The organism is Mycobacterium arosiense ATCC BAA-1401 = DSM 45069, assembly GCF_002086125.1.
Lineage (GTDB): Bacteria > Actinomycetota > Actinomycetes > Mycobacteriales > Mycobacteriaceae > Mycobacterium > Mycobacterium arosiense.
The window spans coordinates 22,108-43,835 of sequence record NZ_MVHG01000037.1; the positions used below are offsets into that span (position 1 = coordinate 22,108).

Here is a 21,728-nt window from a genome sequence, read left to right on the forward strand (position 1 = left end):
TAGGAAGCCATCCACCACATATAGAGCAGTCAGCCGGGAAATGCTCACCGTTGCTCCGCCGGCGCGACCCAAGGTTGGCTACGCCAGCCAGGCCGCGGAATCCGGCGGGAGCCTGCCCTTGCGCAGCGGCGCGCTCGCCAGGATCAGCTCGCCCGCCGGCAGCGGCACGGGCGACTCGCCGCTGTTGAGCACGCAGACCAGCCCGCCGGGGCGCCGGAAGATCACCGCATCGCCGGGCGCATCGAGCCATTCGACGCCGACACCGTCGAATTCCACGCGGCGCTTTCGCAATTGGATTGCGCGCTGGAAAAACGACAGCGTGGAGTTGGGATCGCCGCTCTGCGTCTCGACGGTCAGCGCCGACCAGTTCTTCGGCATCGGCAACCACGTCTCGGACGAGGACGAGAACCCGAACGGCGGCTCCTGACCCGACCAGGGGATGGGCACCCGGCATCTGTCCCGGCCACGCTCGGTGTGTCCGGAGCGCTCCCACGTCGGGTCCTGCAGCAGCTCGTCGGGCAGCTCGACATCGGGCAGCCCCAGTTCCTCGCCGTTGTAGATGAACACCGCGCCCGGCAGGGCGAGCATCACCAAGGCCATCGCGCGGGCGCGGCGCAACCCGACCTCGCCGTCGCCGTAGCGGGTGACCTCCCGGCCGACGTCGTGGTTGGACAGCGTCCAGGTTGGGACGGCGTCTTGCAGGGCGGTGGCGGCCAGCGAGTTCTGGATCGCGTCGCGAATCTCGGCGGCGTCGAAGTCGATCTTGGCCAGCCGGAAATTGAAGCCCAGGTGCAGTTCGTCGGGACGCAGATACTCGGCCCAGCGGACGTTGTCGGTGACCCAGACCTCACCGACCGTCACCGCCCCGGGATAGTCGTCGACCACCCTGCGGATGTCGCGGTGGATGTCATGCACGCTCGGGTGGTTGAAGCGCGGATCGTCGTCACTGTGGCTGAGCACCTTGGATTCGACGTCGGGGGAGTCGGGCAGGCCGGCAGGCTTGGCCATGCCGTGCGCCACGTCGATGCGGAAGCCGTCCACGCCGCGTTCCAGCCAGAACCGCAACGTCTTCTCGAAGTCGTCGAAGACGTCCGGGTGCTCCCAGTTCAGGTCGGGCTGTTCGGTGTCGAAGAGGTGCAGGTACCACTGGCCGGGGTTGCCGTCGGGCTCGACCACGCGCGTCCACGCCGATCCGCCGAACACCGAGGTCCAGTTATTCGGCGGCAGGTCGCCCACCTCGCCGCGGCCGTCGCGAAAGAAGTAGCGCTCCCGCGCGTCGGTGCCGGGCCCCGCGGCCAGGGCCGCCTGAAACCAGGGATGCGCCGAACTGGTGTGGTTGGGCACCACGTCCATGGTGATCTTCATGCCCCGCTGGTGAGCTGCGCCGATCAGCCGCTCGATGGCGGCCATCCCGCCGAACAGCGGGTCGATGTCGCGCGGATCGGCCACGTCATAGCCGTGGTCGGCCATCGGGGACACGGTGACCGGGTTCAGCCAGATCGCATCCACACCCAGTCGCTCCAGGTGGTTCAGGTGGGCCGTCACCCCGTCCAGATCGCCGACGCCGTCGCCGTCACTGTCGGCGAAAGACCTCGGGTACACCTGATAGAACACCGCGCTTGACCACCACGGCTTGGATTCCATTCCACCCCGCTTCGTTTCGTGGGCCGACAAGGTTCGCCCTTACAGGGGCGAGTTGACGAGTGAGTGGGCAGCCATTTCCAGATAGTCGAGCAGCTCGCGACGGTGTTCGTCGTCGAGTGTCCGCGAATCGATGGAGGCGACTGCGGTGTGCATGCACCGCAGCCACGCGTCACGCGCCAGGGGAGTGATCCGGAACGGCACGTGACGCATCCGCAGCCGGGGGTGTCCGCGCCGGTCGGAATAGGTGCGCGGGCCGCCCCAGTACTGCTCGAGGAACATCCGCAACCGTTCTTCGGCGCCCTCGAGGTCGTCCAGCGGATACAGCTCGCGCAGGATCTCGTCCTCCGGCACCTGAGCGTAAAAGCGGGACACGATCGCGTGGAAAGTCTCGGCGCCGCCGACCGCGTCGTAGAACGATTCTGCTACCTGATCCATCGCCGTCCATTGTGGTGCATCGCCGCGGTGTAGAGCCGAGGCAGCCCGACACCATGCCTGCTGTTCACCGGTTGGACACGGCGCTTCACCTGCAATAGGGGTGCGATTGGCGGCGAATCATGGTGGACTGTTCGCGGAGGATCTATGGCGCAGGGCAAGAGACGCCGCAGCCACCGCAGTCCGGTAGCCGCGGCAGGGTTAACCGACCCCCCGATCGCGTCGTCGCTGCATAGTGTTGAAATCCATCCACCCGGCCGCTCGGAGAGCGCGTCCATCTGGAGTCGCCGGCGGGTGCTGCTGCTGAATTCCACCTATGAGCCCTTGACCGCGCTGCCGATGCGCCGCGCGATCGTCATGGTGGTGTGCGGCAAGGCCGACGTGGTCCACCACGATCCGGCCGGCCCGGTCGTCCACTCGGCGAGCAGCTCGATCGTGGTGCCCTCGGTGATCCAGCTGCGGTCCTACGTCCGCGTGCCCTATCGGGCGCGCGTCCCGATGACCCGCGCCGCGCTGATGCACCGCGACAGGTTCTGCTGCGCCTACTGCGGGGCGAAGGCGGACACGGTCGACCACGTGCTGCCGCGCAGCCGCGGCGGTGACCATTCCTGGGAGAATTGCGTCGCCTGCTGCTCGACGTGCAATCACCGCAAGGGCGACAAGCTGCTTTCCGAGCTCGGCTGGACGCTGCGCCGGCCGCCGCTGCCGCCCACGGGGCAGCACTGGCGGCTGCTGTCGACGGTCAAGGAACTGGACCCGGCCTGGGCCCGCTATCTCGGCGAAGGCGCGGCCTGACCACCAAATCGGTGTCCGGTCGCGCCGGCAGATCGTTTCGTGGGATACGGTTTGCGTCGTGAGTCAGATGCATCTCCACCTGATCATCGTCGGAATACCGCTGTTGCTGGTGGCGGCGCTGTCGGTGCCTATCTGGTCCCGCAAGGGTCCGCACCCGGCGTCCTACAAGCTGGGCGAGAAATGGACGCATCCGCCGATCCTGTGGGCTGCCACCGACGAAGACGTCGGGCACCCGCATGGCGGACACGGTGGGCACGGCACGTCGGAATTCTCAGTTGGGGGTGGCGCCAGTGGCACGTGGTGAGGTAGCGACGCGAGAACCCGCCGAGCTGCCTTCCGGCTGGGTGATCACCACCAGCGGACGGATCTCCGGTGTCACCGAGCCCGGCGAACTGTCGGTGCAGTTCCCGTTCTCGACCAAAGACCTCGTCGCCGTGGATGACGCGCTGAAATTCGGCTCCCGGGCGTCCAAGACGCGGTTCGCGATCTATCTGGGCGACCTGGGCAGCGACACCGCCGCGCGGGCCCGCGAGATCCTGGCCCACGTGCCGACGCCGGACAATGCGGTGCTGCTGGCCGTCTCGCCCGACCAGAAGGCCATCGAGGTGGTCTACGGCACGCAGGTTCGTGGCCGCGGCGCCGAATCGGCCGCACCGCTGGGGGTGGCGGCCGCGTCCTCGGCGTTCGAGCGGGGCGACCTGGTCGACGGCCTTATTAGCGCGATCCGCGTGCTCAGCGCCGGGATCTCACCCGCCTAACTGGGTTCGCCCGGAACTAGCGAACGTGCGCAGAATGCCGGGCTTGCCGGCGTGTCGCCGTGCAAACACGCACGCTCGCGCGTCGCGTTAGCCGGCAGCGTCGAACTTCCGGGCTTTCAGCGAACGCTTCACCCCGGCCTGTCCTTCCAGCACCAGGCGCCGCAACGCCGCCGGCACCTCGGGGTCGGACAGGAACCTGTCCGCGGCGGCGATGCCGTCGTCGCTGATGTCCCAGTGCGGGTACAGGCCGACCACCACCGTCTGGGCCACCTCGCTGGACCGGCGCGCCCACACGCCTGAGATGGCGTCGAAATAGCGCGCGGTGAACGGCTTGAGCAATTCGGCCTGGCCCGCGGGGGCGATGCCCGCGATGATCGAGCGCGCGGTGATGTTCGCCAGGGTGTCGTCCTCGACCACCCTCGTCCAGGCGTCCTCCTTGACCCGCAGCTGAGGACGGGCCGTCGCGGCCTGGGCCCCGTGCCGCTTGCCGGCGGCGGTCGGGTCGCGTTCGATCTCGGCGTCGATGAACGGAGTGGCGGGCCCGTCGGCGTCGACCTTGCCGGCGGTGGCCAGCGCGGTCACGATCCGCCACCGCAGGTCCGTGTCGACCTCGAGGCCGGCCAGGCCCGACTCGGCGGGGTCGCGGTCGAGCAGGTCCGCCAGCGTCGCAACATGGCCGGCCGACAGCACCGACGAGCACAACGTGTTGACGAAGGCGAGCTGGTGGTCCGAGCCTGGCTGCGCGGCCCGCGCCAGCTCCAGCAGCCGGTCGGCGAATTGCGGCCAGCCCTGCTCGCGTGCCCAGCCCTGCTCGGCATAGGACGTCAGCGCCGTCTGCGCCTGCAGCAAAAGCCGCTGGGCCACCCCGACCTCGGATTCGGCCTGCACGCCGCCGGTGACCAGGGCCACGAAGTCGCGGGCCCGCAGTTCCGCCTCACGCGTCATCTCCCAGGCCGCCGACCACACCAGCGAGCGCGGCAGCGGCTCGACGATGTCGGCGATGCGCCCCAACGCGGTACGCAGCGACTCGGCGTCCAGCCGCAGGGAGCAATACGTCAGGTCATCGTCGTTGACCAGGACCAGCTGCCCCCGCGAAACACCAACCAGCGCAGGGACTTCGGTGACCGGCCCCTCGACGTCGAGTTCCTCGCGGTGAACCCGCACCAGCTTTCCGGTTCCGTCGTCGTCATAGATCCCGACCGCCAGCCGGTGCACCCGGGTCTCGCCGGCGCCCGGGGCCGCGCCGCTCTGGGTCACCGCGAACCGGGTGAACGCGCCGTTGGCGTCGACGTCGAACTCCGGCCGAAGTGTGTTCAGCCCGGTCGTTTTCAGCCACTGCCGACCCCAGTCGGACAGGTCACGTCCCGACGCCTGCTCGAGCGCGGCGACCAGATCATCGAACGTGGCGTTGCCAAAGGCGTGGGCACCGAAGTAATCCCGCAGCCCGGCCAGGAACTGTTCCAACCCGACGTAGGCGACGAGCTGCTTGAGCACCGATGCGCCCTTGGCGTAGGTGATGCCGTCGAAGTTGACCTCGACCGCTTCCAGGTCGGGGATGTCGGCGGCGATCGGATGCGTCGAGGGCAACTGGTCCTGCCGATACGCCCACGACTTCTCGACCGTGGCGAACGTCGTCCAGGCCTCGGTGAATTCGGTTGCCTGGCTTTGGCACAGCACCGATGCGAAGGTCGCGAACGATTCGTTCAGCCACAGGTCGTCCCACCACGCCATGGTGACCAGGTCCCCGAACCACATGTGCGCCATCTCGTGCAGCACGGTCTCGGCGCGCCGCTCATAGGAAGCCCGGGTGACCTTGCTGCGGAAGACGTAGTCCTCCAAGAAAGTCACCGCGCCCGCGTTTTCCATTGCGCCGGCGTTGAATTCGGGAACGAACAGCTGATCGTACTTCCCGAACGCGTAGGGCAGGCCAAAGTGCTTGTGGTAGAAGCCGAATCCCTGTTTGGTCTGGGTGAACAGCCGCTCGGCGTCCATATATCGGGCCAGCGAGGATCGGCAGTAGATGCCCAGCGGGATCTCGCCGTGCTCGTCAATGTAGGTGTCATTCCACTCGGCGTACGGGCCGGCGATCAACGCGACCAGATAGGTGCTCATCCGCGGCGTGGTGGCGAAGGTGTGCAGGCCGTCGTTCACCGACACCGGCGCGCCGTTAGAGATCACCTTCCAATGCGTGGGCGCGGCGACCCGCACGTCGAAGGTCGCCTTCATGTCGGGCTGGTCGAAGCACGCGAACATGCGCTTGGCGTCGGCGGTTTCGAATTGCGAGTACAGGTAGGTCTCGTCGTCGACCGGGTCGACGAATCGATGCAGACCCTCGCCGGTGTTGGAATAGCGGCAGTTCGCGTCGACCACGACGACGTTGCGGTCGGTCAACCCGCGCAGCGGGATGCCGGTCGACTCGTCGTACTCGGAGACATCCAGTTCGCGCCCGTTGAGGGTGGCGCTGCGGATGGTATCGGCGGCGATGTCGATGAACGAGTCGGCGCCGGCGAGCGCGTCGAACACCACGGTGGTGGTCGAGCGGAAGGTCCGTTCGCCGGGTGGGCCACCGGGACCGGAGCCGTCGGTGAGGTCGAGGTCGATCTGATAGCTGGCGACGGTGATCAGCGAAGCGCGTTCGACGGCTTGCTCGCGGGTGAGATTCGGAAGTGCCACGTGTCCAACTTACGGGTCGGGCAACTTGGGAACAGGATGCAGCGGCCTACGGTTGTGCGGATCGGACTTTCAACCTACGAGAGGATCAGCCATGCCTGACACCGCCGCCACGAAGAACAAAGCCGACTTCTGGTTCGATCCACTGTGTCCGTGGGCGTGGATCACCTCGCGCTGGATCCTCGAGGTGGAAAAGGTTCGCGACATCGAGGTGAACTTTCACGTGATGAGCCTGGCGGTGCTCAACGAAAACCGCGAGGGCCTGCCTGACGAATACCGCGAACGCCTGTCGAAGGCCTTCGGTCCGGTGCGGGTGGCGATCGCCGCCGAGCAGGCGCACGGCGCCGAGGTGCTCGCGCCGCTGTACACCGCGATGGGCACCCAGATCCACAACAAGGGCAACAAGGACCTCGACGACGTCATCAAGCAGTCGCTGGCGGAGGTGGGCTTGCCGTCGGAGTTGGCGGACACCGCGAACAGCGACGCCTATGACGAGGCGCTGCGCAAGAGTCACCACGCCGGCATGGACGCGGTGGGCGACGACGTCGGCACACCGACCATTCACGTCAACGATGTGGCGTTCTTCGGGCCGGTGCTTTCCAAGATCCCGCGCGGCGAGGAAGCGGGCAAGCTGTGGGACGCCTCGGTGGCCTTCGCGTCGTACCCGCACTTCTTCGAGCTCAAGCGCAGCCGCACCGAGAAGCCCGAATTCGACTGAACCGGTCGGGCGGCCGGCCGCGGCGCGCGGCTGTGTAAGGATTGCGGGCATGCGCGTCTACCTCGGCTCTGACCATGCCGGATTCGAGCTCAAGCAGCAGATCATCGAGCACCTGACCAAATCCGGACACGAGCCGATCGATTGCGGCGCCTTCAGCTACGACGCCGACGACGACTACCCGGCGTTCTGCATCGCCGCCGCGACGCGCACGGTGGCCGACCCGGGCAGCCTGGGCATCGTGCTGGGCGGGTCGGGCAACGGCGAGCAGATCGCGGCGAACAAGGTGCCCGGCGCCCGGTGCGCGCTGGCCTGGAGCGTGGAAACGGCGGCGTTGGCCCGCGAACACAACAACGCCCAACTGATCGGCATCGGCGGTCGCATGCACAGCGTCGCCGAGGCGCTGGCCATCGTCGACGCCTTCGTGACCACCCCCTGGTCGAAAGCGCAACGCCACCAACGGCGTATCGACATACTCGCCGAATACGAACGCACCCACCAGGCGCCGCCGATACCCGGCGCGGCGAGCTGACACCGGAAAGGTCTGCGCGTGCCCGAAGGGCATACCCTGCACCGGCTGGCCCGGCTGCACCAACGCCGTTACGGGGGCGCACCCGTCGCCGTTTCAAGCCCGCAGGGCCGCTTCGCTGATTCGGCCGCGGTGGTCGACGGCCGGGTGCTGCAGCGCACCAGCGCGTGGGGCAAGCACCTGTTTCATCATTACGTCGGCGGTCCGATCGTGCACGTGCATCTCGGGTTGTACGGCGCCTTCACCGAATGGGAACGTTCCGCCGACGGCGTGTTGCCCGAGGCGGTCGGGCAGGTGCGGATGCGCATGATCGGCGCCGGCTACGGCACCGACCTGCGCGGCCCGACGGTGTGCGAGGTCATCGACGAGGGCCAGGTCAGCGACGTTTTGGCCAGGCTGGGCCCCGACCCGTTGCGCAGCGACGCCGATGCGTCGTGGGCGTGGAAGCGAATTGCCAAGTCGCGCAGGCCCATTGGCGCGCTGCTGATGGACCAGACCGTGATGGCCGGGGTGGGCAACGTCTACCGCAGCGAATTGCTGTTCCGGCACCGGATCGACCCGTTCCGGCCCGGTCGCGACGTCGGCGAGGACGAGTTCAATGAGGCCTGGACCGATCTGGTCGCGTTGATGAAGGTCGGATTGAGCCGCGGCAAGATCATCGTGGTGCGGCCCGAACACGATCACGGCGCGCCGTCGTACCGGCCCGATCGCCCCCGCACCTACGTCTACCGCCGTGCCGGCGAACCCTGCCGGGTGTCCGGCGATCCGATCCGCACGGCGGTGCTGGAGGGCCGAAACGTCTTCTGGTGCCCGACCTGCCAGAAATGAGTCAGGGCCGGGACACACCGCAGCTTACCGGCGCCGGTGGCGCATTGGCAGGAAACCTTCAGTCAGAAACACTGGCGCCGATTGTTTAGCCGAACCATCGACACGGGTAAGAACGAACGTGTGAAAACTATTCCACGTTTGGCCGCAACAGCTCTCGCAATCGGCGGGCTGGGTTTGGCGGGCTTGGGCGTCGCCACCGAGGCGCAGGCCCACCCCGGACCCTTCCCGCAATGGTGTCCGGGCGAGTTCTGGGACCCTGGCTGGGGCAACAACTGGGACTGGAACAACTGCCATGACTGGCACGGAGGACCTCCTGGCGGGCCGGGCTGGGGTCCGGGTGGTCCGCCACCGCACCCGGGCGGCCCGTGGGGCCCGGGTGGACCGCCGCCGCCTCCGGGTTGGGGCCCGGGTGGACCGCCACCGCCTCCCGGCTGGCACCCCTGACCCGATAAGTTACGCAACCAGATGCGCCCTGCCGCTACCGGCGGGGCGCATTTGCGTTTCAGCGTCAGATGACTCCCAGCACGGAGTAGACCTCGTTGGACAAGACCAGGCTGCGCGGGTCTGCGTTGGCCTTGGTCGGGTCGAAGCGATTGGCCACATACGCATAACCGATGCGGTGCTCCAGGTCGACGAACCCGAACGAGCCGCCCAGGCCGCCGTGGCCGAAGATGCGGGGGTTCGGCCCGTTGACGCAGCGCTGGTTCAGCATGTAGCCCAGGCCCCAGCCGTGGTCGGCCACCCGCGGCCCCAGCACCAGATCGGTCTCCAGGCCGCCCTGGCAGACCCGCACCAGGTCCATGTGCTCGCGGCTGAGCAGCTTCTCCTGGGCGAGTGCGTTGTAAAACGTCGCCAGTCCCAGCGCCGAGACCTGCCCGTTGGTGCCCGGAAACTCGAGTTCGCGCCACAGGTTCAGGTCGTGCGAGCCGAGTTCGTCGTCGGGGGCGAAACCCATCGAGATCGATAGCCCCGCTTTGGGATGCTCGGCCAGGCTGGTCGGATAGCCGGGGGCCTTCGCCTCGGCCAGCAGGTCGCGGGCATGCGGCTTATTGACCCGCTCGGCGCACCGGTGTTGCTCGCTCAGCGGCAGCCCGATATGCACGTCGGCGCCGAACGGTTCGGCGATCTCGGTGCGCAGGTACTGGCCGATGGTCCGGCCCGTCACTCGGCGAAACACCTCGCCCGTGATGAAACCAAAGGTGGTCATGTGGTAGCCCTGGGCGGTGCCCGGCTCCCACCACGGCTCGGCGGCGGCCAGCTGTTCGCAGACGTAGTCCCAGTCGGCCACCTGCTCCCACCGCATCCGGGTGCGCGGGCCGATCACACCGGATCGGTGGCTCATCACCATCGCCAGCGTGATGTCTTGTTTGCCCGCCTGGGCGAACTCCGGCCAGTAGTGGGCGACGGGAGCCCGCAGGTCCAGTTCGCCGCGGTCGGCGAGTTGGTGCACGCAGGTGGCCGACAACCCTTTCGTGCCGGACAACACGGTGGTCAGCGTGTTCTGCTGCCAGGGCCGGGTGCGGGCCGCGTCGGCCCAGCCTCCCCACAGATTGACGACCAGAGACCCGTCCACCCACACCGCGACGGCCGCGCCGACTTCATCGCCCAGCGTGAAATTGCGCTCGAACGCGTGACGAACCCCGACGAAGTCCGACGCGCATGAGCCGTGGATCGACGCGTCGATCGTCAGGTCGCTCATGGCGCCTCTCTATCGAGCAGATAGTTAGCCCCGAGCGGGCGACGGGAATCGAACCCGCGTAGCTAGTTTGGAAGACTAGGGCTCTACCATTGAGCTACGCCCGCATGTGTTTAGTCGAGCGTGACTGTAGCTGGCGACGAAGATCAAATCTAATCGATTCGGTTCTGTGATCGCTCCGTGAGGTCTGCAACGTCGCTGCGAAGCCCGTGGCCAACCCGGTTTTTCAGGGGCCTTAGGATCATCGAGGTCAGCGCGGGGTGTAGCGCAGCTTGGTAGCGCATCCGCTTTGGGAGCGGAAGGCCGCAGGTTCAAATCCTGTCACCCCGACCAGCACCGGCGGCCGCGTGCCGTGGGCGCGGCCCACGGCGACCGAGAACTAGCCAAGAACGAGGACTGAGGAGCACACCCGTGAAGAGCACCGTCGAGCAGTTGAGCCCCACCCGGGTGCGCATCAACGTGGAGGTCCCCTTCTCAGAACTCGAGCCCGACTTCCAGCGCGCCTACAAGGAGCTGGCCCGCCAGGTGCGACTGCCCGGATTCCGGCCGGGTAAGGCGCCGGCGAGGTTGCTGGAGGCCCGCTTCGGTCGCGAGGCGATGCTGGATCAGGTCGTCAGCGAGGCGCTGCCGGCGCGCTACGGGCAGGCCGTCGCCGAGTCGGAGGTGCACCCGCTGGGTCAGCCAGAGATCGAGGTCACCAAGAAGGAGTACGGCGAGGAGCTGGCGTTCACCGCCGAGGTCGACGTGCGCCCCGAGCTCACCCTGCCGGACCCCGGTGCGCTCAAGGTCTCGGTGGACCCGATCGAGGTCAGCGACGAGGACGTGGACGCCGAACTGCAGTCTCTGCGTGCCCGATTCGGCACGCTGACCGGGGTGGACCGCCCGGCCGCCGACGGTGACTTCGTTTCGATCGACCTGTCGGCCACCATCGACGGCGAAGAGGTTCCGGGTGCCGCCGCGCAGGGCCTGTCCCACGAGGTGGGCTCGGGCCGGCTGATCGCGGGCCTCGACGAAGCCCTGGTCGGGTTGTCCGTCGACGAATCCAAGGAATTCACTGCGCAGCTGGCGACCGGCGAGCATGCGGGCAAGGACGCGCAGGTCACCGTCACGGTCAAGTCGATCAAGGAACGCGAGCTGCCCGAGGCCGACGACGAGTTCGCCCAACTGGCCAGCGAGTTCGACACGATCGAGGAGCTCAAAGCCAACCTGCGCGAGCAGGTCGGCCGGACCAAGCGCGCCCAGCAGGCGGAAAACATCCGGGAAGCCGCGCTCGACGCGCTGCTCGAGCAGGTCGAGGTGCCCCTGCCGGAAGCGATCGTCAACGCCCAGGTCGACAGCGCCCTGCACAACGCCTTGCACAGCCTCAACCACGACGAATCCAAGCTCGAGGAAGTGTTGGCCCAGCAGGGCAAGTCTCGTGAAGAGTTCGAGACCGAGACGCGCACCGCCACGGAGACCGACGTGAAGCGGCAGCTGCTACTGGACGCCCTGGCCGACCAGCTGGAAGTCCAGGTCGGCCAGGACGACCTGACCGAGCGGCTGGTGGCGACGTCGCGCCAATACGGCATCGAGCCCCAGCAGCTGTTGGCCTACCTTCAGGAGAACAACCAGCTGCCGGCAATGTTCGCCGATGTGCGCCGGGCGCTCGCGATCGCCGAGGTGATCCGGGCGGCGACCGTCACCGACACCGCCGGAAACGCCATCGACACCAGTGAATTCTTCGGCAAGCGTTCGGAGGCCGACGATGCCGAGCCGACGGGCGAGGCTGAGGAGGCCGACGATGCCGAGCCGACGGGCGAGGCTGAGGAGGCCGAGGCGAGGGGCGGGGCCGACGCCGGGGAATGACCGCGCCGTGACGCTCTGAGCGAACGCGGGGTGCGTGCCGCGAAACGGCGGCGTTGGTTGGTTAGTGTCGTGAATACAGGTCTGAAAGAAAGCAGGTAACCCAGTCGTGACTGACATGCGTTCGCCCTCGCAGGGTCTCACCCTCACGGACTCGGTCTATGAGCGCTTGCTCTCTGAGCGCATCATCTTTTTGGGCTCGGAGGTCAACGACGAGGTGGCCAACCGGCTGTGCGCGCAGATTCTGCTGCTCGCCGCCGAGGACTCCGACAAGGACATCTCGCTCTACATCAACTCCCCGGGCGGATCGATCAGCGCCGGGATGGCGATCTACGACACCATGGTGCTGGCGCCGTGCGACATCGCCACCTACGCGATGGGCATGGCCGCCTCGATGGGCGAGTTCCTGCTGGCCGCCGGCACCAAGGGCAAGCGTTACGCGTTGCCCCACGCCCGCATCCTGATGCACCAGCCGCTGGGTGGCGTGACCGGTAGCGCGGCCGACATCGCCATCCAGGCCGAGCAGTTCCACGTCATCAAGAAGGAGATGTTCCGGCTCAACGCGGAATTCACCGGCCAGTCGATCGAGCGCATCGAGGCCGATTCCGATCGCGACCGCTGGTTCACCGCGCAGGAAGCCCTCGAATACGGCTTCGTCGACCACATCATCACCCGCGCCGCCCACATCACCAATGGAGAAGCCCAGTGAACCCCGAAACCCAGCCCCAGGCGCGCTACATCCTGCCGTCGTTCATCGAGCACTCCAGCTTTGGGATCAAGGAGTCCAATCCCTACAACAAGCTGTTCGAGGAGCGCATCATCTTCCTCGGCGTTCAGGTCGACGACGCGTCGGCGAACGACATCATGGCCCAGCTGCTGGTGCTCGAGTCGCTGGACCCCGACCGTGACATCACCATGTACATCAACTCGCCCGGTGGCGGATTCACCTCGCTGATGGCGATTTACGACACCATGCAGTACGTCCGCGCCGACATCCAGACGGTGTGCCTGGGCCAGGCCGCCTCGGCCGCGGCGGTCCTGCTGGCCGCGGGGACGCCGGGCAAGCGGATGGCGCTGCCCAACGCCCGGGTGCTGATCCACCAGCCGTCGCTGCAGGGCGTGATCCAGGGCCAGTTCTCCGACCTGGAGATCCAGGCCGCCGAGATCGAGCGGATGCGCACGCTGATGGAGACCACCCTGGCCCGTCACACCGGTAAGGACGCCGCGACGGTCCGCAAGGACACCGACCGCGACAAGATCCTGACCGCCGAAGAGGCCAAGGACTACGGCATCATCGACACCGTGCTGGAGTACCGGAAGCTCTCGGCGCAAACCGCCTAGCGGCACGTCTTCGCGAGCGTATTCACACTGCGAAAATCCGGCCCGAAAATCGCAGCCCGCTTACGCTCGCGGCGATAAGGTCGCCAGCCTCTCGATGTCGGCGGGCCCGACCCGGCAGCACCCGCCGACGATGCGGGCGCCGGCCGCGATCCACTGCCGGGCCAACTCGGGGGAGAATCGCGACGGGCCGGTCCACCTGCGCCGCAAGGCATCCCAGCGTTCACCGCTGTTCGGGTAGACGATGACGGGTTTCCCGATGGGCGCCGCGCGCGCGATCGCGGGCAACACGTCCTCGGGGGAGCAGCAATTCACCCCGACCGCGACGATCTCGTCGATGCCGGCCGCCACCCCGAACGCCTCGCCGAGCGGTTGCCCGGCGCGGGTGCGGTCCCCGTCGATGGTGTAGCTCAGCCAGGCCGGCACGCCGACCGCGCGCACCAACTCGACCAGCGCCTGCGCCTCGTCGACGTCGGGCACCGTCTCGCACGCGAGCACGTCGGCGCCGGCGGCGGCCAGAATCTCCAGCCGGGGCCGATGCCAGCGTTTCAACGCCGCAACTGACAGGCCGTAGCGCCCGCGGTATTCGGACCCGTCGGCCAGCGCGGCGCCGTACGGGCCGATCGAGGCGGCGACCAGCAGGCCGTCGGCACCGGCGTCGTCCCGCGCCGCCCGGGCGAGCGCGACGCTGCGGCGCAACATTTCGGTGGTCTTGCCGCGATCGAACCCGCGGGCGGAAAAGCCCTCGAACGACGCCTGGTAGCTGGCCGTCGTCGTGATCATCGCGCCGGCGCGAAAGTAGGCGGCGTGCACGGCGACGATGTCGTGTGGGGCGTCCGCGAGCAGCCGGGCCGACCACAGGGAATCGGAAAGGTCGTGGCCGCGAGCTTCGAGCTCGGTGGCCAACCCACCGTCGAGTAGCACGGATCCGCTGGGCCAGTCAAAGCCCGCAGCCAAACCCACCCCGTCCACTGTAGGGTGCTTTCCTAGGGGTCCGCCCGGGCCTCGCGCGATTGTGGGCGTGGGGTTGGCACCTCCAGCGGTGGCAGGATCGAGGAGCACCCAGCCTCGGTCGCATCACGACCGCGACACGCCAGGGACACGCAAAGCGCGTCTTTCGCGAGTGACGGGCACCGTGTGGCTATATGTTTCATCCATACGGAACAGGCATGAACTCCCGCAAATACCATGGGCGCGATTCGGGGCTTATGGTCGCGGCGGGCCCGATCGAGCGGGTAGCGTCGGTGAATACATGCGGGGACAGGCAACAGCAACGGCGAACAGGAAGTAGGCGCTGACGCACCATGGCACGGATCGGAGACGGCGGTGACCTGCTGAAGTGCTCGTTCTGCGGGAAGAGCCAGAAGCAGGTCAAGAAACTCATCGCGGGCCCCGGTGTGTACATCTGCGATGAATGCATCGACCTCTGTAACGAGATCATCGAAGAGGAGCTCGCCGACGCCGACGACGTGAAGCTCGATGAACTCCCCAAACCGATCGAGATCCGGGAGTTCCTTGAGGGGTACGTAATCGGGCAGGACACCGCCAAGCGGACCCTGGCCGTCGCGGTCTACAACCACTACAAGCGGATTCAGGCAGGTGAAAAGGGCCGGGATTCGCGGCACGAGCCGGTCGAGCTGACCAAGTCCAACATCTTGATGCTCGGGCCGACCGGTTGTGGAAAGACCTACCTGGCCCAGACGCTCGCCAAGATGCTCAATGTCCCGTTCGCCATCGCGGATGCCACCGCTCTGACCGAAGCCGGATACGTCGGTGAGGACGTCGAGAACATCTTGCTCAAGCTGATCCAAGCCGCCGACTACGACGTCAAGCGCGCCGAGACCGGCATCATCTATATAGATGAGGTCGACAAGATCGCCCGCAAGAGCGAAAATCCGTCGATCACCCGCGACGTTTCGGGAGAGGGCGTCCAACAGGCCCTGCTGAAGATCCTGGAAGGCACCCAGGCGTCGGTTCCCCCGCAGGGCGGCCGCAAGCACCCGCACCAAGAGTTCATCCAGATCGACACCACCAACGTGCTGTTCATCGTCGCCGGGGCCTTCGCGGGCCTGGAGAAGATCATCTACGAGCGCGTCGGCAAGCGCGGCCTAGGCTTCGGCGCCGAGGTGCGCTCCAAGGCCGAGATCGACACCACCGATCATTTCGCCGAAGTGATGCCCGAAGATCTGATCAAGTTCGGCCTGATCCCCGAGTTCATCGGCCGGCTGCCGGTGGTCGCCTCGGTCACCAACCTGGACCGCGAGTCGCTGGTCAAGATCCTCTCCGAGCCGAAGAACGCGTTGGTCAAGCAGTACACCCGGCTCTTCGAAATGGACAACGTTGAGCTCGAGTTCACCGACGACGCCCTGGAAGCGATCGCCGACCAGGCGATCCACCGCGGCACCGGGGCTCGCGGCCTGCGGGCCATCATGGAAGAGGTCCTGCTGCCGGTGATGTACGACATCCCGAGCCGCGACGACGTCGCCAAGGTCGTGGTGACCAAGGAGACCGTCCAGGACAACGTGCTGCCGACCATCGTGCCGCGCAAGCCCTCCCGCTCGGAGCGTCGGGACAAGAGCGCTTAATCAGGCATCGGAGCGCAGCACCCCCAGCGGCGCGGTGCCCCGGCGTCTCGGGTAGGAAACGGCCGCGACCAAATCGGCGCTGCAGCTCCTCGACTCGGTAACGACAATCGATTAATACGCAAGACGTGACCAATACCACAGTTTGCCGTGCTACTCATCAGTAGATGACGGTGACGTCGTCTTTTGGCCGCGAACGCGGGCCAGACGGCGGCGCGGAGACGGGCATGACGACCGAAAATCAGTGCCATAATTGATACTTCCAGTGACATAAAACCGACACGGCCGGAAAGTCGCTTTCACGGGCGTAGTCTGGTTTGCGCGCGGTTTCCGTGCGGTGATCAAAGTGGAGGGCAACGAGGTGGATCCGAACGGCAGCGGAGCCGGATCAGACTCACAGAACGGGGCTTCCCCCAACGGATCCGCCCGTCAGCGCCTCGAGCAAGTCGTCATTCGTTTCGCCGGCGACTCCGGCGACGGCATGCAGCTCACCGGAGACCGGTTCACCTCAGAGGCAGCGCTTTTCGGCAATGACCTGGCGACCCAGCCGAACTATCCCGCCGAGATCCGCGCCCCCGCAGGCACGCTGCCCGGCGTCTCGTCCTTCCAGATCCAGATCGCCGACTACGACATCCTGACCGCCGGTGACCGGCCCGACGTCCTCGTCGCGATGAATCCCGCTGCGCTTAAGGCCAATATCGGTGACTTGCCCCGCGGCGGCATGGTGATCGCCAATTCCGACGAGTTCACCAAGCGCAACCTGACCAAGGTCGGCTACGTCACCAATCCGCTCGAGTCTGACGAGTTGTCGGACTACGTGGTGCACTCCGTCGCGATGACCACGCTGACGCTCGGGGCCGTCGAGACGATCGGCGCCACCAAGAAGGACGGCCAGCGCGCCAAGAACATGTTCGCGCTGGGCCTGTTGTCGTGGATGTACGGGCGGCCGATCGAGACCAGCGAGAAGTTCATCCGGGAGAAGTTCGCCCGCAAGCCCGAGGTCGCCGAGACCAACGTGCTGGCGCTGAAGGCGGGCTGGAACTACGGCGAGACGACCGAGGCCTTCGGCACCACCTACGAGGTGTCTCGGGCAACCCTGCCCTCGGGCGAATACCGCCAGATCTCCGGCAACACCGCCCTGGCGTACGGCATCGTGGCGGCCGGACGGCTGGCCGACATTCCGGTCGTGCTCGGCAGCTATCCGATCACCCCGGCGTCCGACATCCTGCACGAGCTGTCCAAGCACAAGAATTTCAACGTCATCACCTTCCAGGCGGAGGACGAGATCGGTGGCATCTGCGCCGCCATCGGCGCCTCCTACGGCGGCGCGCTGGGCGTCACCACCACCTCCGGCCCGGGCATCTCGCTGAAGTCCGAGGCGCTCGGGCTGGCCGTGATGACCGAGCTGCCGCTGCTCGTTGTCGACGTGCAGCGCGGCGGTCCCTCGACCGGTTTGCCCACCAAGACCGAACAGGCCGACCTGCTGCAGGCGTTGTTCGGTCGCAACGGCGAGTCACCTGTCGCGGTGCTGGCCCCGCGCTCACCCTCGGACTGCTTCGAAACCGCGCTGGAGGCGGCGCGCATCGCGATCTCGTATCACACGCCGGTGATCGTGTTGTCCGACGGCGCCATCGCCAACGGGTCGGAGCCGTGGCGCATTCCGGACGTCGGCACGCTGCCGCGCCTCACGCACACGTTCGCCAAGCCCGACGAGCCGTTCCAGCCCTACGCGCGTGACCCGGAGACGTTGGCGCGGCAATTCGCGGTTCCCGGCACCCCGGGTCTCGAGCACCGCATCGGCGGCCTGGAAGCGGCCAACGGCTCGGGCAACATCTCCTACGAGCCGGTCAATCACGACCTCATGGTCCGGTTGCGCCAGGCAAAGATCGACGGGATCTCCGTCCCCGATCTAGAGGTCGACGACCCGACCGGCGACGCCGATCTGCTACTGATCGGGTGGGGCAGCTCCTACGGTCCGATCGGTGAAGCCTGCCGGCGCGCGCGGCGTAAGGGCATCAAGGTGGCCCACGCCCACCTGCGCTACCTGAACCCCTTCCCCGCCAACCTCGGTGAGGTGCTGCGGCGCTACCCGCAGGTGGTCGCGCCGGAAATGAACTTGGGCCAACTGGCGTTCCTGCTGCGGGGCAAGTACCTGGTGGACGTGCAATCGGTCAGCAAGGTGCAAGGTGTCGCGTTCCTGGCCGATGAGATCGGCCGCGTCATCCGCGCCGCGCTGGGCGGGACGTTGGCCGAAGTCGAAAACGACAAGACGATGGTCGCCAGAATGGCGGCGGCAACGGTTGGGGCCGGCGCGTGATGGTGCCGGCGCCACCGCAGAGCGAAGCGATGAGGAGGAGCGACGCTCGTGACTGATCTGATCGGCAATTTGGCGGGCAAAGACCTCGGTATGACCGCGAAGTTGACCAAAAACGACGGGGTCCCCACGCTGACCGCGCAGGACCAGCCGCAGAAGTCCAAGGACTTCACCAGTGACCAAGAGGTCCGTTGGTGCCCGGGCTGCGGGGATTACGTCATCCTGAACACCATCCGCAACTTCCTGCCCGAGCTCGGGTTGCGCCGCGAGAACATCGTGTTCATCAGCGGCATCGGCTGCTCGAGCCGGTTCCCGTACTACCTCGAGACCTACGGCTTCCACTCGATCCATGGCCGCGCACCGGCCATCGCGACCGGCTTGGCGCTGGCGCGTGAGGACCTGTCGGTGTGGGTGGTCACCGGTGACGGCGACGCCTTGTCCATCGGCGGTAACCACCTGATCCACGCGCTGCGCCGCAACGTCAACATCACCATCCTGCTGTTCAACAACCGGATTTACGGCTTGACCAAGGGGCAGTACTCGCCGACGTCAGAGGTCGGCAAGGTCACGAAGTCCACCCCGATGGGATCGCTGGATCACCCGTTCAACCCGGTCTCGTTGGCCCTGGGCGCCGAGGCGACCTTCGTCGGCCGCGCGCTGGATTCCGACCGCAAGGGGCTGACGGAGGTGTTGCGCGCCGCCGCCGGGCACCGCGGCGCCGCCGTCGTCGAGATCCTGCAGGACTGCCCGATCTTCAACGACGGCTCGTTCGACGCGTTGCGCAAGGAAGGTGCCGAGGAGCGGGTCATCACAGTCCGCCACGGCGAGCCAATTGTGTTCGGCGCCAACGGCGAATACTGCGTGGTGAAGTCGGGCTTCGGGCTGGAGGTGGCCAAGACCGCCGACGTGGCGGTCGACGAGATCGTGGTGCACGACGCGCACAGCGACAACTCGGCCTATGCCTTCGCCCTGTCGCGGTTGTCGGACCAGAACCTCGATCACACCGTGCTGGGCATTTTCCGCGACGTCAGCCGGCCCACCTACGACGACGCGGCACGCACACAGGTGCAGACGGCCCAGTCGGCGAAGGCATTCGACTCCGCCGCGCTGCAATCGCTGCTGCGCGGACGCGACACCTGGACCGTCGACTGACGTGGGCGAACAAGTGCCCGACACAAAAAAGGCCGGGTCGTTAGCGGGGATCGTGCTGGCCGGCGGCGAATCGCGGCGCATGGGCCGCGACAAAGCCACCTTGCCCGGCCCGGGCGGTGCCGCCACGCTTCTGGAATACGTCGCCGGGGTCGTCGCGCAGCGCTGCGAGCCGGTGTTCGTGATGGCCGCGCCGGGACAACCGTTGCCCGCGGTGCAGGCGCAGGTCATCCGCGACGAGGTGCGCGGCCAGGGGCCGCTGCCGGCGACCGGCCGCGGGCTGCGGGCGGCCGCCGAGGCCGGCGCCCGCTATGCCTTCGTCTGCGCCGTCGACATGCCGCTGCTGTCCGCGGATTTGATCGATGAACTGGTGCAGTTGGCCGCCGAGACCAACGCCGAAATCGTGCTGCCGTGGGACGGTCGCAGCCACTACCTCGCCTCGGTGTACCGCACCGATCTGGCCGAGCGGATCAGCGGCCTGGTGGCCGGCGGCGCCCGCTCCATGCGTGCCCTGATTGACGCCTCCGACGCCCAGCAGATAGTGCTGCCGGAATCGCGCTTCTTAGCCAACGTCAACACAGAGAGCGAACTCCTCGCTTTGGCTCAGGCTCGCGGCTGAGCCGAGCGCGGCGCTGGTCGGCCGAGGATCCTGCCTCTTTCGACAAATTCGACGCGGGCAATGATCGCCCCGGTCATAAAGCGACGTTTGATTTTTCCCAAATTCTGAAATGACAATCGCGCATTGTCGTGTGGCGGGACCCGGCGATCGGACACCACGCCAATGCCGCCGCATTGCGGGCCCCGTGATCTGTTGGGGCGGCAGCGATTTGAGGACATCCTGCGAGCGCATGACGGCGGTAAACCATGCGGCACCGGGCCATTCGCTATAGCTGAGACGGGTATTTCTGGCAAATTCGCGATGTTCAATTCCCGCCGCTTTTCCTGTCGATGGCGCCCGCGCGGTGGGCGAAGCACCGGCTCGGTGCCGATACCGCTGGCACTCGCCCTGATCTATGCCGAGAGTTGTTGCAGCTGCGCCTCATTAGTTGAAACACTTTGCCGGGCAAGCCAATTAGGCAAGATCATTCACATTGGTAGTCCAACATGACCGTGGTGGTCGGCATGTTATCGGGTCATCTTGATGCGCAAGTGGATTCAACCGTTCAGGTATCTCGATCGAACGGCTCGGCGTGGGAACGTTGCAGCTGGCGCAACTTGCGGTACTCTGCGCGGCTTGCCGCGCAGGCTACGGAAATGCTTGAAAGCGCTGGGAGAATCGGCGGAGCACGGCAAATAAACGTGCGCCAGCTCACAAAACACAGGTGATTCGGCTCACGGTTGGTTTTCCGGTGCCGCCGGAGTGGCGATCGACAAAAGTCACCTACGACCTGCGTAAATGACCTCAGAACCGCGGCGTTATCGCCCCGTTACCGCAACGAGATATCCGATTGCCGAAGATGACGATTGCGCCGAGGTCTTCTACGGTCCCTGTTAGCCCACAACGGGTTACGGAAAAGTAATCAAATAATCGAATCCACGGACCCGCGTGTGAGCGGCGCTACGGACGGCGAAAGCCCGACCGTGGTCGGTGGGGTAACACCCGCCGGGCAGGCTTGGCCCGCCGCTGCCGTGCCTGACAAAGACGGCACGTCTCAAAGCAGGCATCAACCAACAGCTTCAGCCCACCTCCGTGGGCTTGCTTTGGCGCGCGCACCGCGAAAGGAAGAGACTTGAAGAACGTCCGAAAGACGCTCATTCTTGCCGCGGTCACGGGCACGCTCGTGACCATCCCATCCGCTACAGCTCATGCGGACACGGAAGCGGTCGGCTTCGACCCGAATGCGCCGGTCGCCGGCCCGGCTCCGGACGCTCCGCCGCCGGCTCCGGACGCTCCGCCGCCGCCGGCTCCGGACGCTCCGCCGCCGCCGGCTCCCGATGCTCCACCGCCGGCTCCGGACGTCCCGCCGCCGCCCGGCCCGGACGTCCCGCCGCCGCCTGCCCACCGCGCATACAGCGTGAACTGGGACGCCATCGCGCAGTGCGAGTCGGGTGGTAACTGGGGCATCAGCACCGGTAACGGCTTCTCCGGTGGCCTGCAGTTCACCCCGAGCACCTGGCGCGCCAACGGTGGCAGTGGCTCACCGGCCGGCGCGAGCCGCGAGGAGCAGATCCGGGTCGCCGAGAACGTGCTGCACTCGCAGGGCATCGGCGCCTGGCCGGTCTGCGGACGCCGCGGCTGAGCAGGAGCCCTTAGCGACGGCTGTCGTACACATAAGGCTGTCGTACATATAAGAAGTGGCGGGGCGCGTGGCCGGCCCGTGTTTGCTGCAGGGGGTGGGGCCCCCCGGGGGGGGGTGGGGGGGGGGGGGGGGGGGCCCGGGGGGGGGGGGGGGGGTTTTGGGGGATGGGGGGGCGGGGGTGGTGGGGGGGATGACC

The 21,728-nt window shown here is 66.9% G+C and carries 20 protein-coding genes and 2 tRNA genes; 16 read left to right on the forward strand and 6 right to left on the reverse strand.

Annotation, left to right across the window (positions count from 1 at the left end; genetic code table 11):
• Positions 1–78: 78 nt before the first annotated feature.
• Positions 79–1,644 carry a glycoside hydrolase family 13 protein gene (locus BST14_RS15570; RefSeq protein ID WP_083065246.1) on the reverse strand — a complete coding sequence of 522 codons (1,566 nt, stop codon included), beginning with the start codon at positions 1,642–1,644 and terminating at the stop codon, positions 79–81.
• 39 nt (positions 1,645–1,683) lie between these two features.
• Positions 1,684–2,079, reverse strand: a complete 396-nt coding sequence (locus tag BST14_RS15575; protein WP_083065247.1) for a globin — start codon at positions 2,077–2,079, stop codon at positions 1,684–1,686.
• A 144-nt stretch (positions 2,080–2,223) separates the two neighbouring features.
• Here BST14_RS15575 and BST14_RS15580 point away from each other — a divergent pair, with 144 nt between their 5' ends.
• From BST14_RS15580 to BST14_RS15590, 3 genes are all read left to right on the forward strand, one after another.
• Positions 2,224–2,871: an HNH endonuclease gene (locus BST14_RS15580; protein ID WP_083065248.1), complete on the forward strand. Its 648-nt coding sequence runs from the start codon at positions 2,224–2,226 to the stop codon at positions 2,869–2,871.
• A 67-nt stretch (positions 2,872–2,938) separates the two neighbouring features.
• On the forward strand, positions 2,939–3,175 hold the full coding sequence (ctaJ, locus tag BST14_RS15585; RefSeq protein WP_083065249.1) for an aa3-type cytochrome oxidase subunit CtaJ: 237 nt from the start codon (positions 2,939–2,941) through the stop codon (positions 3,173–3,175).
• The gene (locus BST14_RS15590) at positions 3,162–3,629 is read left to right on the forward strand and encodes a DUF5130 domain-containing protein (protein ID WP_083065250.1); all 468 of its coding nucleotides are present in this window, start codon (positions 3,162–3,164) and stop codon (positions 3,627–3,629) included. The genes ctaJ and BST14_RS15590 overlap by 14 nt, the downstream gene beginning before the upstream one ends.
• An 87-nt stretch (positions 3,630–3,716) precedes the next feature.
• On the opposite strand, the gene pepN is transcribed toward BST14_RS15590, so the two are convergent.
• Positions 3,717–6,302, reverse strand: a complete 2,586-nt coding sequence (gene pepN, locus BST14_RS15595; protein WP_083065251.1) for an aminopeptidase N — start codon at positions 6,300–6,302, stop codon at positions 3,717–3,719.
• A 91-nt stretch (positions 6,303–6,393) separates the two neighbouring features.
• On the opposite strand from pepN, the gene BST14_RS15600 reads away from it, so the two are divergent.
• The 4 genes from BST14_RS15600 (at position 6,394) to BST14_RS15615 (ending at position 8,815) form a co-directional block, all read left to right on the forward strand.
• Positions 6,394–7,017 carry a mycothiol-dependent nitroreductase Rv2466c family protein gene (locus tag BST14_RS15600; protein WP_083065252.1) on the forward strand — a complete coding sequence of 208 codons (624 nt, stop codon included), beginning with the start codon at positions 6,394–6,396 and terminating at the stop codon, positions 7,015–7,017.
• A 49-nt stretch (positions 7,018–7,066) separates the two neighbouring features.
• Positions 7,067–7,546 (forward strand): ribose-5-phosphate isomerase, encoded by a 480-nt coding sequence (locus BST14_RS15605; protein WP_083065253.1) that lies wholly within the window; start codon positions 7,067–7,069, stop codon positions 7,544–7,546.
• Between the two features lie 18 nt (positions 7,547–7,564).
• The gene (locus BST14_RS15610) at positions 7,565–8,371 is read left to right on the forward strand and encodes an Fpg/Nei family DNA glycosylase (RefSeq protein WP_083065254.1); all 807 of its coding nucleotides are present in this window, start codon (positions 7,565–7,567) and stop codon (positions 8,369–8,371) included.
• A gap of 138 nt (positions 8,372–8,509) precedes the next feature.
• Entirely contained in the window at positions 8,510–8,815 is a 306-nt protein-coding gene (locus tag BST14_RS15615) for an Mtp family mycobacterial-type pilin (protein ID WP_083065264.1), read from the forward strand.
• Between the two features lie 64 nt (positions 8,816–8,879).
• Here BST14_RS15615 and BST14_RS15620 read toward each other — a convergent pair whose 3' ends face one another.
• Positions 8,880–10,070, reverse strand: a complete 1,191-nt coding sequence (locus tag BST14_RS15620) for a serine hydrolase domain-containing protein (RefSeq protein ID WP_083065255.1) — start codon at positions 10,068–10,070, stop codon at positions 8,880–8,882.
• A 33-nt stretch (positions 10,071–10,103) separates the two neighbouring features.
• Positions 10,104–10,174 (reverse strand) — tRNA-Gly (locus BST14_RS15625).
• A 149-nt stretch (positions 10,175–10,323) separates the two neighbouring features.
• Between BST14_RS15625 and BST14_RS15630 the strand changes: the two genes are divergently transcribed.
• The 4 genes from BST14_RS15630 (at position 10,324) to clpP2 (ending at position 13,250) form a co-directional block, all read left to right on the forward strand.
• A tRNA-Pro gene (locus BST14_RS15630) sits at positions 10,324–10,400 on the forward strand.
• A gap of 78 nt (positions 10,401–10,478) precedes the next feature.
• The gene (tig, locus tag BST14_RS15635) at positions 10,479–11,912 is read left to right on the forward strand and encodes a trigger factor (protein WP_083065256.1); all 1,434 of its coding nucleotides are present in this window, start codon (positions 10,479–10,481) and stop codon (positions 11,910–11,912) included.
• A 115-nt stretch (positions 11,913–12,027) separates the two neighbouring features.
• On the forward strand, positions 12,028–12,618 hold the full coding sequence (gene clpP1 / locus BST14_RS15640; RefSeq protein ID WP_083065257.1) for an ATP-dependent CLP protease proteolytic subunit ClpP1: 591 nt from the start codon (positions 12,028–12,030) through the stop codon (positions 12,616–12,618).
• Positions 12,615–13,250: an ATP-dependent CLP protease proteolytic subunit ClpP2 gene (clpP2, locus tag BST14_RS15645; RefSeq protein WP_066860217.1), complete on the forward strand. Its 636-nt coding sequence runs from the start codon at positions 12,615–12,617 to the stop codon at positions 13,248–13,250. Before clpP1 ends, clpP2 begins: the two co-directional genes overlap by 4 nt.
• Before the next feature lie 60 nt (positions 13,251–13,310).
• Here clpP2 and mmuM read toward each other — a convergent pair whose 3' ends face one another.
• Positions 13,311–14,171 (reverse strand): homocysteine S-methyltransferase, encoded by an 861-nt coding sequence (gene mmuM, locus BST14_RS15650; RefSeq protein ID WP_083065258.1) that lies wholly within the window; start codon positions 14,169–14,171, stop codon positions 13,311–13,313.
• 380 nt (positions 14,172–14,551) lie between these two features.
• Between mmuM and clpX the strand changes: the two genes are divergently transcribed.
• The 5 genes from clpX to BST14_RS15675 all read left to right on the forward strand — a co-directional run bounded on the left by clpX (position 14,552) and on the right by BST14_RS15675 (position 21,532).
• Complete coding sequence (clpX, locus tag BST14_RS15655) at positions 14,552–15,832, forward strand: ATP-dependent Clp protease ATP-binding subunit ClpX (protein ID WP_064953001.1); 1,281 nt, start codon at positions 14,552–14,554, stop codon at positions 15,830–15,832.
• 358 nt (positions 15,833–16,190) lie between these two features.
• Positions 16,191–18,146, forward strand: a complete 1,956-nt coding sequence (locus tag BST14_RS15660) for a 2-oxoacid:acceptor oxidoreductase subunit alpha (protein WP_142279424.1) — start codon at positions 16,191–16,193, stop codon at positions 18,144–18,146.
• 90 nt (positions 18,147–18,236) lie between these two features.
• A complete protein-coding gene (locus BST14_RS15665) occupies positions 18,237–19,295 on the forward strand; it encodes a 2-oxoacid:ferredoxin oxidoreductase subunit beta (RefSeq protein ID WP_245845419.1) in 1,059 nt (352 codons plus the stop codon).
• A 1-nt stretch (position 19,296) separates the two neighbouring features.
• Positions 19,297–19,911 (forward strand): molybdenum cofactor guanylyltransferase, encoded by a 615-nt coding sequence (gene mobA, locus BST14_RS15670; protein ID WP_083065260.1) that lies wholly within the window; start codon positions 19,297–19,299, stop codon positions 19,909–19,911.
• 1,111 nt (positions 19,912–21,022) lie between these two features.
• Positions 21,023–21,532 (forward strand): transglycosylase family protein, encoded by a 510-nt coding sequence (locus BST14_RS15675; protein WP_083065261.1) that lies wholly within the window; start codon positions 21,023–21,025, stop codon positions 21,530–21,532.
• Positions 21,533–21,728: the final 196 nt, after the last annotated feature.